Raw genomic sequence first — 10447 nt, 5'->3', positions numbered from 1 at the left:
GGAAGTTAAGCCTTTCAGCGCCGATGGTACTGCAACCGAGAGGTTGTGGGAGAGTAGGACGCCGCCGGACAAACATTGTGGAAGTGGGGTCACCTTCGGGTGGCCCCACTTCTGCATTTGCGGACATCTCTGCGACCGCTGGCGAGCTCCGCCTTGGCCACGCAACGTCCACAGGGGTCCTCGATCGGCGGTTCTCCACACGCCCGCGGTCTGGACCAGCTCGAGCGTCGCACCGGGGAGACACAGTCGTCTCCAGGAGGTGCACTGTGACCACAACGGACACGACGACAGACACGAAGAAGAGGACCGTCACCAAGGCTGCCGCCGGCGGGCGGAGTCGTACCAGGGACCGTCCTGGGGCTGCCGCGGAAGACGCGGGAGTGAACGAGGTGCGGCTGGTGGGTCGCCTGACCAGTGTCCCCGTCGTGGTCGACCTGCCGAGCGGTGATGCGCTCGTGAGCTTCCGGGTCTCGGTTCTTCGCGGCCCTGGGTCGGCGAAGACGGCGGGCGCGTCGACCCAGCGGGTGGACTCGGTCCCCTGCTCCGCCTGGAGCGCCGTGCTGCGCCGCCGGATCGCCGGCTGGCGCCCCGGTGACACGGTCGAGATCACCGGCGCCATCTGCTGCCGGTTCTACCAGGCAGGGGGAGCGACGCGCTCTCGGGTGGAGGTCGTCGCCTCGTCCGCGAAGGTCATTCGTCGTGCACCGGTCGCATGATGACGCCGAGGCTGGGCTTGGGCTGGAAGGACGTCGCCTTCTCCGGGAGGAGCCCGCCCGACTCGACGAGGATCCTGACCTGGTCGAAATCGGGGCTCGGCAGCAGCACCGCGGGTGCCGAGGGTGAGGTGGCGGTCAGTGCCTCCTCCACCGTGTGGTGGTGCTCGAGGCGCCGCGGGGGTTCGGGCAGACGAGGCAGGACGTGGTCGTGGAGCCACGACACCGCCGCTTCGCGGTCGAGGCCGTGAGGTGCGACGGCGTACCAGGTCTCCCCGTCGGTCAGCACCAGGTGAGTGCTGTCGAGGGCGCCGAGCGCCTGCTGCCGCGAGCGCGCCGTCACCTCGGCGCCCGCTCCGCGCGTCGCCTGCACGAGCGCGTCCAGATCGACTCTCGGCAACGTCCGGTGGATGGCGCCGAGGAACAGGGGAGTGTCGGCCTGGTCCACCAGCATCGCGAGCCCGGCGTCCCACGGGGTGCCCGGGTGCTCCTCCTGCAGCCGCAGGTAGGCCGCGTAGCGGTGGTGTCCGTCGGCCAGGAGGCACTGGCTGTGAGAGATGAGCCGTGCGATCGTCGCGACGGTCTGCTCGTCCCGCACGGCCCAGAGCCGCTGGCGTTGGCCCGTGCGGTCGAGGTAGCGCCAGTCGGGATCGCCCTGGGCGATCTCGGTGACGAGGTCGCGGAGCTCCTGGCCACCATGGTGCACCAGCAGGATCGGTGCAGGGTTGAGGTCCATCTGACGCATCCGGTCAGCCAGCTCGCCGGCCTGCTCGGGATGGATCGCCTCGTGCGGCCAGACGGCACGGTCGGCCAAGGTGTCCGCGCGCGCCGACACCCGCAGCGCACCGACGAGGCCCCGGACGGTCAGGCCGCCGGAGGTGTACTCATGGAGGTAGAGGGCGGGCGCGCTGTCGGCACGTGCATCGCCGCGGTCGATCCACTGCATGAGGCGCGCGGCGACGTCACGGTAGGGTCGCGCCAGTGCTCGCGCGGATGCGGGGTCGCCCACGCGGCTCGGGGAGAGCATGACCGCCCGGAAGGGAAGCAGCTCGAGGGGCTTCGCCACGTACGGAGGCACGATGGTGGCGGGGTCCATCGGAGCATCGTAGGGGGACGCTCGTCACAATCCGGAAAGGGGTGGACCATGCTCGAGGAGTCCGCGACGGCCCTCGTCGAGGCCCACGACCTGGTGATGTTCGACCTCGACGGCGTGGTCTACGTCGGGGGCGAGGCGATCGAGGGTGTCGCCGAGGTGATCGATCGGGTGCGAGGGTCCGGGAGGCACGTGGCGTTCGTGACGAACAACGCCTCGCGCACCCCCGACCAGGTGGCGACCAGGCTCACCAAGGTCGGCGTGTCGGCCGAGGCGGCCGACGTGGTCACGTCCGCCCAGGCCGCGGCACGGCTGTTGGTCGAGGAGCACGGCGCGGGCGCGCGCGTGCTGATGCTCGGAGGCGAGGGCTTGCGGGTGGCGCTGCTCGAGGCCGGCCTCGAGCCGGTGGAGGACCCCGACGGTGCCGTGGCGGTCGCGAGTGGCTACGGCCCCGACGTCCGGTGGCGCGACATCATGCGGATGGCCACCCTCGTGCGCGACGGCCTGCCCTACGTCGCGAGCAACACCGACCTGACCATCCCGACCCCCTACGGCCTCGCACCCGGGCACGGCGTCCTGGTGCGGACCATCACCGGCTTCGCGGGCGTCGACGCCACTGTGGCCGGCAAGCCCGAGAAGCCGCTGATGGAGGAGACCGTGCTGCGCGTCGGTGGTGACCGGCCCCTCATGGTGGGCGACCGACTCGACACCGACATCGAGGGTGCCCACGCGATCGATGCTCCCTCCCTGCTGGTGCTCACCGGAGTGACGTGGCTCGAGGAGCTGGCGGCGGCCCCGCCGCGGCTGCGACCGACGTACATCTCCCCGACGCTGGCGGGCCTGTTCGAGCCGCAGCCCCTGCCGACGATCGACGGCGCCGAGTCGGAGCTCGGCGGCTGGTCCGCGCAGGTCGCTGACGGCCGGTTGAGGGTCGAGGGCGAGGGCAGCGACGCCGACTGGTGGCGGGTCGCCGCCACGGCGTGCTGGCGCCACCTCGACGAGTCGGGCAGCGCGGCCGACGTCTCCGACACGACGCCGCCCGGACCGCTCCGGCAGCTCGGCGCCGAGTAGGCTCGCGGCCATGAGCGACCTGCCCGACCACGAGACGACCGGCGTCGAGTCGGTCGACCGCGTGCTGGCAGAGGTGACCGCCCTCGTCGACGCACCGGTGGCCGAGCACGTCGCGGTGTTCGAGCGCGCCCACGAGCAGCTGCGCCGCGCCCTCGACGCGAGACCCGACGCGTCCGCCGACCACCGGGTCGACTGAACGACCGTGCCCCCCAGACGTCTGCGGCTCGACCAGGAGCTCGTGCGACGCGGCCTGGCCCGCTCGCGCGAGCACGCCAGCGAGCTCGTGGCCGCCGGCCGGGTGACGGTCTCGGGCGCGCCCGCCACGAAGCCGGCGACCGGTGTGACGACCGACGTCGCGATCGTGGTCAAGGACGACCCGACGTCCGTCGACTACGTCTCCCGGGGCGGGCACAAGCTGGCTGGGGCCCTGAAGTCGTTCGCCGACCACGGCCTGACCGTCAACGGCAAGCGCTGCCTCGACGCGGGAGCGTCCACCGGTGGGTTCACCGACGTGCTCCTCCGCGCCGGTGCACGCGAGGTGGTGGCGGTGGACGTCGGCTACGGGCAGCTGGCCTGGTCGCTGCAGAGTGACGAGCGGGTCCAGGTGCACGACCGCACCAACATCCGCGAGCTCACCCTCGACGTGGTCGGCGACCCGGTGGACCTCGTGGTGGGTGACCTCTCCTTCATCTCCCTCGCCCTCGTGCTCGACCCGCTCCTGTCCGTGACGCGTGAGGACGGCGAGCTCGCGCTGATGGTGAAGCCGCAGTTCGAGGTCGGCAAGGAGCGCGTCGGCAAGGGCGGCGTCGTACGCGACCTCTCGCTGCGCGCCGAGGCCGTCACCACGATCGCCGACCTCGCTGCCGAGCGCGGTTGGGGTGCCGTCGCCGTCACAGTGAGCCCGCTCCCCGGGCCGTCCGGCAACGTCGAGTTCTTCCTCCTGCTGCGACGCGGTCCGGCGTCCATCGGTGCTGAGGACATCCGCGCCGAGGTCGAGCGCGCCGGGTCGATGGGGGTGGCGGGTGAGAGGGTGGACCCGTGAGCACCCACAGCCCCCAACGCCGCGTCCTGGTGCTCGCCCACACCGGCCGTGCCGAGGCACGCGAAGTGGCCCGTGCCTGCGTCCAGAGCCTCACGACCCACGGGATCGCCGTACGACTGCTGGCTGACGAGGCCGCCGACCTCGGACTGGCCGACATGGACGGGTTGGTCGAGACCACGCGACCCGACGACGCGCCCGGCGAGGGCTGCGAGCTGGTGCTGGTCATCGGTGGCGACGGCTCGATCCTGCGCGCCGCAGAGCTGACCCACGCGACGAGCACCCCGCTGCTGGGGGTCAACCTCGGGCACGTCGGGTTCCTCGCCGAGGCCGAGCAGGACGACGTCGAGTCGACCATCGCCGCCATCGTCGCCCGCGACTACACCGCCGAGGACCGGCTCACCCTCGACGTCTGCGTGCTGGTCGGCAAGGAGGTGCGGTTCTCCACCTTCGCCCTCAACGAGGCGAGTGTCGAGAAGGCCGCCCGTGAGCGCATGCTCGAGGTCGTCGTCGAGGTCGACGGACGACCGCTCTCCCGGTGGGGCTGCGACGGGGTCGTCTGCGCCACCCCGACCGGATCCACTGCCTACAACTTCAGTGCCGGCGGCCCCGTGGTGTGGCCCGAGGTGGAGGCCCTGCTGATGGTCCCGTTGAGCGCCCACGCCCTCTTCGCGCGGCCGATGGTGGTGGCTCCCACCTCCGTGCTCGCCGTCGAGGTGCTGTCCACCACCCAGGGCTCTGCCGGCGTGCTGTGGTGCGACGGCCGGCGCACCGTCGACCTGCCCCCGGGTGCCCGCATCGAGGTGCGCCGCGGCGCGCGCCCGGTGCGCCTCGTCCGGCTGCACCACGCGCCGTTCACCGACCGCCTCGTGGCGAAGTTCGGCCTGCCGGTCGAGGGGTGGCGCGGCGCCGCCGAGCGCCGCCGCCGAGACAATGGGGACGCCGATGCTTGAGGAGCTCCGGATCAGCCAGCTGGGCGTCATCGAGTCCTCGACTCTCGAGCTCGGCCCCGGCCTGACCGTGATCACGGGCGAGACCGGTGCCGGCAAGACGATGGTCGTGACCGCCCTGGGCCTGCTGCTCGGTGGCCGCGCCGACTCGGGTGCCGTGCGCTCGGGCGCCAAGCAGGCCCGCGTCGAGGGCGTCGTCGCCGCCGGCGACCTCACCGGCTTCCGTGCGGCCGTGGAGGACGCCGGAGGTGAGGTGGAGGACGACCAGGTCGTGCTCGCCCGAAACGTCGCGGCCCAGGGGAGGTCCCGCGCGTGGGTCGGCGGCGCCTCGGTGCCCGTGACGGCCTTGGCCGAGGTCGCCGAGCCCCTCGTCGCCGTGCACGGCCAGTCCGACCAGCACCGGCTGCTCCGTTCCGGCGCCCAGCGCGCCTCGCTCGACCGGTTCGGTGGGGAGGCGCTGGCCGCGACCGCGTCGTCGTACGCCACCCGGTGGGCCGACCTGGTCCACACCGAGCGGACGCTCGCGGACGTCGTCGGCTCCGCACGCGAGCGCGCCCGCGAGGCCGACCAGCTGAGGTTCGGCCTCGGCGAGGTCGAGGCCGTCGACCCGCGGCCGGGGGAGGACGCCGAGCTCGCGGCCGAGGAGACGCGCCTGGGGTTCGCCGACACGCTCCGCACCGCGGCCGAGACTGCCCGCGAGGCGCTCTCGAGCGAGGAGGGCGCACCCGACGCCCTCGCCACGACCAGTGCCGCGCGGCAGGCCCTCGAGGGCGTCCGCGACCACGACCCGGCCGCGGGGGAGCTCGCCGACCGGCTCGCCGAGCTGAGCCACCTGCTCGTCGACCTGGCCGGCGACGTCGCGTCCTACGCCGCGTCGCTCGAGACCGACCCGGCCCGGCTGGCTGCCGTCTCCGACCGGCGCGCCGCGCTCACGGCGTTGACCCGCAAGTACGGGGAGACCATCGACGAGGTGCTCGCCTGGGCCGAGGACGGCGCCAAGCGGCTGCTCGACCTGGAGGACACCGACGGCCAAATCGCCGAGCTGGAGTCGCGCCGCGACCGCATCCGCGCCGAGCTCGGTGAGCTCGCCGGCACGCTCAGCGCCCAGCGCAGCGAGGCCGCGCGACGGCTGGGCGAGGCGGTGAGCGACGAGCTGACCTCGCTGGCGATGCCTCACGCCACGGTCACCATCGCGGTCAGCCAGCAGGACACGCCCACCCCGGAGACCCCCGCCGGGCCCCAGCTCCTCGTCGACGGGCGCTGGCTGCGCGCCGGGGCCCACGGGGTCGACGACGTCGAGTTCCTCCTCGCCGCCAACACCGGCGCCGACGCCCGCCCCCTGCACAAGGGAGCGTCCGGGGGCGAGCTCTCCCGGGTCATGCTCGCGCTCGAGGTGTCGTTGGCCGAGACCGGCTCCGTGCCCACCTTCGTCTTCGACGAGGTCGACGCCGGTGTCGGCGGCAAGGCCGCCATCGAGGTCGGCCGGCGGCTCGCCGCCCTCGCGCGCACCTCCCAGGTGCTGGTCGTGACCCACCTGCCGCAGGTGGCGGCCTACGCCGACCGCCACGTGGTCGTGCACAAGTCCAGCGACGGCTCGGTGACGACGTCCGGCCTCGTCTCGCTGACCGACGACGACCGTGAGCGCGAGCTGTCCCGCATGCTTGCCGGCGTCGAGGACTCCGACAGCGCACGCGCCCACGCCCGGGAGCTGCTCGAGGCCGCCGCGCCCGAGCGGGCGTGCCTCCCCGAGAGGCCCACCCGCGGCTGACACCATGGCGCGGTCATGAAGTTCGCAGTCCGCTCCCGCCAAGCCCCCGCCCTCCCCGGCGTGCACGGTCCCGCCCGGGTCCACCGTCGTACGGCCAGCGCCCTCGGCCGCCTCCACGCAGGGGACGTCGCCGTCCTCGACCACCTCGACATGGACCGGGCCACGGCCCAGGCGCTCGTCGACGCCGGCGTCGTGGCCGTGGTCAACGCCAGCCCGATGATCTCGGGCCGCTTCCCCAACCTGGGGCCCCAGCTGCTCGTCGAGGCCGGACTCGCGGTCGTCGACAGCGTGGGCCCCGAGGTGTTCGACCGGGTCCGCGACGGAGCCGACCTCCGAGTCGACGGGGGAGCGGTGCATGCAGCCGGCGACCTGGTCGCCGAGGGCCGCGAGCTGACCGTTGGCCTCGTCGAGTCGGAGATGGACCGCGCCCGGACCGGGCTCTCCGCGCAGCTCGAGAGCTTCACGCACAACAGCACCGAGTTCCTCCGGCGTGAGCAGGACCTGCTGCTCCACGGCCACGGTGTCCCGCGCACCGCCACCGAGATGGCCGGACGCCCGGTCGTCGTGGTCGTGCGGTCGCACGGGTGGGAGCAGGAGCTGCACGGCATCAAGCCCTTCGTGCGGGAGCAACGTCCGGTCCTCGTCGCGGTGGACCGTGGCGCGGACGCCCTCGACAGCGCCGGGCACCGCCCCGACGTCATCGTGGTGACCGGGGGCTCCGACGACCTGCCCGCTGCCGCCGTGGTCCGCCGGGCCCGCGACGTGGTCGTCCTCGTCGAGCGCGGTGCTCCGCGCAGCGCGACCGAGCCCTTCGAGCGGCTCGGCATCCGTCCACTGCGGTTCGAGACATCCGCCACGACCGAGGACGCCGCCCTGCTCCTCGCCTCCGCCCACGAGGCTGCGCTCATCGTGGGCGTCGGCATGCACGCCACCCTCGCCGACTTCCTCGACCGGCGCCGCGGCGGCCTGGCCAGCACCTTCCTGACCCGCCTCAAGCTGGGCCCCGACCTCGTCGACGCGGCAGCGCTGCCGCGGCTCTACGACGGCGCGGTCCGCCCGCGCCACCTCGTCGCGGCGCTCGCCGCCGGGGTCCTCGCCCTCGCCGCCGCCGTCAGCGTCACACCGGTCGGCCAGCAGTGGGTCGACGAGCTGTCGCCGCCCGTCACCCGCACCACGTCAGACCTGATCGACAACGTCCGAGGAATGCTTCCGTGATCACCCTGCGTCACCACCTGCTCACCATCGTCGCCGTCTTCCTCGCCCTCGCGGCCGGGATCGTCCTCGGCGGTGGCCCGCTCTCCGACGTCGGACCCACCGTCGCGACCTCGTCCGGCGACAAGGAGTCCGCTCCCGCCGAGGACCGGGCGCAGACCGACTACACCGAGAGCGTCGTCTCGGCGCTGGGGCCGGCGACGGTCGGTGGCCGCCTGGCCGACCGCTCGGTCGCCGTCGTCACGGTGCCGGGCGCCGACGAGCAGGTCGTCGGCGCGCTCGCCGAGCAGGTGTCCGCGGCCGGTGGCACCGTCAGCGCCCGCTACGACCTGTCCGACGACATCGTCGACCCCGGCCAGAAGTCGCTCGTCGACACGCTCGGCAGCCAGCTGCTCACCCAGCAGGCCGAGGGCGACGTCGCCGCCGACGCGTCGACGTACGACCGCATCGGGCAGCTGATCGGACTGGCGGTGGCGACCAAGGAGGCCGAGGGCCAGGACGTCAACGGCAAGTCGCGCGCGATCGTGGACGCCGTCAGCGGAGCCGGCCTGATGGCGAAGCCGGCCGAGGTCGGGCAGCGTTCGCCGCTCGTGCTGCTCGTGCTGGGCACGGACGCCGACGACGAGGGCTCCGACGCGATCCTCGCCGGACTCGCCCAGGGTCTCGCCGCGCAGGCGGGCGGGGTGGTCGTGGCCGGAGCCACCGCCGACGGGGGAGAGGGCCAGCTCGGCCGGCTCCGGGCCGACCCGGCGTCCGCCGCGGTCGCGACGCTCGACGGCGTGGACACCGCCGCCGGCCGGGTCGCCACGATCCTCACCCTGCAGCGCTCGCTGACGACTCCGGGCGGTGCGTTCGGTGCGTCGGGTGCGGACGGTCCGGTCCCCCTCGGGTAGGATAAAAGCCCGTGAAGAGCCGCACGCCGACCAAGCACGTATTCGTGACCGGAGGCGTCGCCTCCTCCCTCGGCAAGGGGCTCACAGCCTCCAGCCTGGGCAACCTGCTGAAGGCGCGCGGTCTGCGCGTCACGATGCAGAAGCTGGATCCTTACCTCAACGTGGATCCCGGCACGATGAACCCGTTCCAGCACGGCGAGGTCTTCGTGACCAACGACGGCGCCGAGACCGACCTCGACATCGGTCACTACGAGCGGTTCCTCGACACCGACCTCAACCAGATCGCCAACGTCACGACGGGTCAGGTCTACTCGACCGTCATCGCCAAGGAGCGCCGCGGCGACTACCTCGGTGACACCGTGCAGGTGATCCCGCACATCACCAACGAGATCAAGGACCGCATCCTCGCGATGGGCGGTCCGGACATCGACGTCGTGATCACCGAGGTCGGCGGCACCGTGGGCGACATCGAGTCGCTGCCGTTCCTCGAGGCGGCGCGCCAGACCCGTCACGAGATCGGGCGCGACAACTGCTTCTTCATCCACGTCTCGCTGGTGCCCTACATCGGCCCGTCCGGTGAGCTGAAGACCAAGCCCACCCAGCACTCCGTCGCCGCGCTGCGCTCCATCGGCATCCAGCCCGACGCCATCGTGTGCCGGGCCGACCGTGAGCTCCCCGAGGGCATCAAGCGCAAGATCGCGCTCATGTGCGACGTCGACGACGAGGCCGTCGTGACGGCCGCCGACGCGCCGTCCATCTACGACATCCCGAAGGTGCTCCACCGCGAGGGCCTCGACGCCTACGTCGTACGACGTCTCGACCTGCCGTTCCGCGACGTCGACTGGACCGACTGGGACGACCTGCTGCGCCGGGTGCACCACCCCTCCGAGGAGGTCACGGTCGCGCTCGTCGGCAAGTACATCGACCTGCCCGACGCCTACCTCTCCGTGAGCGAGGCGCTGCGTGCCGGCGGCTTCGCCCACGACGCCAAGGTCCACATCCGATGGGTCGCCTCCGACGAGTGCCAGACCGAGGCCGGCGCGGCGAAGCACCTCGCCGACGTGGACGCCGTGCTCGTGCCCGGCGGATTCGGCGTGCGCGGCATCGAGGGCAAGCTCGGTGCGCTGCACTACACCCGCACGCACGGCATCCCGACGCTCGGGCTCTGCCTGGGCCTGCAGTGCATGGTGATCGAGTACGCCCGCAACGAGGCGGGCCTGACCAAGGCGGGTTCGACGGAGTTCGACCCCGACACGGTCGAGCCGGTCATCTCCACCATCGAGGAGCAGAAGAAGTACGTCGAGGGTGCCGGCGACCTCGGCGGCACCATGCGGCTCGGCCTGCAGAAGGCCGACCTCGCCGAGGGCAGCGTCGTGCGGACGGCGTACGGCTCAGCGACCGTCGAGGAGCGGCACCGCCACCGCTACGAGTTCAACGACGCCTACCGCGAGACACTCGCGCAGGCCGGACTGGTGTTCTCGGGCGTCAATCCCGAGCTCGGGCTGGTCGAGTTCGTCGAGCTGCCCGCGGACGTGCACCCGTACTACGTCGCCACCCAGGCGCACCCCGAGCTGCGTTCGCGCCCGACGCGGCCGCACCCGCTGTTCGCCGGTCTCGTCGGCGCGGCCATCGAGCGCCAGCGCTCCGAGCGTTTCCCGCTCGACGAGTCGGGCCTGCGCCGCAAGGACGAGGGCGCCGAGGACTGACC

The 10447-nt window shown here is 72.8% G+C and carries 10 protein-coding genes and 1 rRNA gene; 10 read left to right on the top strand and 1 reads right to left on the bottom strand.

From position 1 onward, the window contains the following. Positions 1-70, top strand: a 5S ribosomal RNA gene (gene rrf, locus AC3A3L_RS16900); the annotation flags it as partial. A 310-nt stretch (positions 71-380) separates the two neighbouring features. Continuing rightward, positions 381-716 (top strand): single-stranded DNA-binding protein, encoded by a 336-nt coding sequence (locus AC3A3L_RS16895; RefSeq protein WP_487641192.1) that lies wholly within the window; start codon positions 381-383, stop codon positions 714-716. Here the strand turns inward: AC3A3L_RS16895 and AC3A3L_RS16890 are convergent. Then, complete coding sequence (locus tag AC3A3L_RS16890) at positions 691-1809, bottom strand: DUF1015 family protein (RefSeq protein ID WP_487641191.1); 1119 nt, start codon at positions 1807-1809, stop codon at positions 691-693. The two genes, AC3A3L_RS16895 and AC3A3L_RS16890, sit on opposite strands and share 26 nt — an antisense overlap. Before the next feature lie 48 nt (positions 1810-1857). Here AC3A3L_RS16890 and AC3A3L_RS16885 point away from each other — a divergent pair, with 48 nt between their 5' ends. Genes AC3A3L_RS16885 through pyrG form a run of 8 tightly spaced genes read left to right on the top strand, consistent with a single transcriptional unit; the run spans position 1858 to position 10445 of the window. Further along, positions 1858-2877 (top strand): HAD-IIA family hydrolase, encoded by a 1020-nt coding sequence (locus AC3A3L_RS16885; RefSeq protein WP_487641190.1) that lies wholly within the window; start codon positions 1858-1860, stop codon positions 2875-2877. 10 nt (positions 2878-2887) lie between these two features. Next, positions 2888-3073 carry a hypothetical protein gene (locus tag AC3A3L_RS16880; RefSeq protein WP_487641189.1) on the top strand — a complete coding sequence of 62 codons (186 nt, stop codon included), beginning with the start codon at positions 2888-2890 and terminating at the stop codon, positions 3071-3073. A gap of 6 nt (positions 3074-3079) precedes the next feature. After that, positions 3080-3919 (top strand): TlyA family RNA methyltransferase, encoded by an 840-nt coding sequence (locus AC3A3L_RS16875; RefSeq protein ID WP_487641188.1) that lies wholly within the window; start codon positions 3080-3082, stop codon positions 3917-3919. After that, positions 3916-4869, top strand: a complete 954-nt coding sequence (locus AC3A3L_RS16870) for an NAD kinase (protein ID WP_487641187.1) — start codon at positions 3916-3918, stop codon at positions 4867-4869. Before AC3A3L_RS16875 ends, AC3A3L_RS16870 begins: the two co-directional genes overlap by 4 nt. Then, positions 4862-6634: a DNA repair protein RecN gene (gene recN / locus AC3A3L_RS16865; protein WP_487641186.1), complete on the top strand. Its 1773-nt coding sequence runs from the start codon at positions 4862-4864 to the stop codon at positions 6632-6634. Before AC3A3L_RS16870 ends, recN begins: the two co-directional genes overlap by 8 nt. Positions 6635-6649: 15 nt before the next feature. Then, positions 6650-7849 carry a putative cytokinetic ring protein SteA gene (gene steA / locus AC3A3L_RS16860; RefSeq protein ID WP_487641185.1) on the top strand — a complete coding sequence of 400 codons (1200 nt, stop codon included), beginning with the start codon at positions 6650-6652 and terminating at the stop codon, positions 7847-7849. Further along, positions 7846-8739: a copper transporter gene (locus AC3A3L_RS16855; RefSeq protein WP_487641184.1), complete on the top strand. Its 894-nt coding sequence runs from the start codon at positions 7846-7848 to the stop codon at positions 8737-8739. Before steA ends, AC3A3L_RS16855 begins: the two co-directional genes overlap by 4 nt. 11 nt (positions 8740-8750) lie before the next feature. Further along, positions 8751-10445 carry a CTP synthase gene (gene pyrG, locus AC3A3L_RS16850; protein WP_487641183.1) on the top strand — a complete coding sequence of 565 codons (1695 nt, stop codon included), beginning with the start codon at positions 8751-8753 and terminating at the stop codon, positions 10443-10445. Positions 10446-10447 lie beyond the last annotated feature (2 nt).

The organism is Nocardioides sp. Soil_C_8 (assembly GCF_057656315.1).
The sequence above is the reverse complement of the archived record's forward strand: the minus strand, read 5'-3'. Positions and strand labels throughout refer to the sequence as shown.

What these genes read in the sequence shown, in the direction of transcription:
- AC3A3L_RS16890 (WP_487641191.1), bottom strand. Translation starts at nt 1,809, where the DNA reads ATGGACCCCGCCACCATCGTGCCTCCGTACGTGGCGAAGCCCCTCGAG.
- AC3A3L_RS16885 (WP_487641190.1), top strand. Translation starts at nt 1,858, where the DNA reads ATGCTCGAGGAGTCCGCGACGGCCCTCGTCGAGGCCCACGACCTGGTG.
- AC3A3L_RS16880 (WP_487641189.1), top strand. Translation starts at nt 2,888, where the DNA reads ATGAGCGACCTGCCCGACCACGAGACGACCGGCGTCGAGTCGGTCGAC.
- recN (WP_487641186.1), top strand. Translation starts at nt 4,862, where the DNA reads ATGCTTGAGGAGCTCCGGATCAGCCAGCTGGGCGTCATCGAGTCCTCG.
- steA (WP_487641185.1), top strand. Translation starts at nt 6,650, where the DNA reads ATGAAGTTCGCAGTCCGCTCCCGCCAAGCCCCCGCCCTCCCCGGCGTG.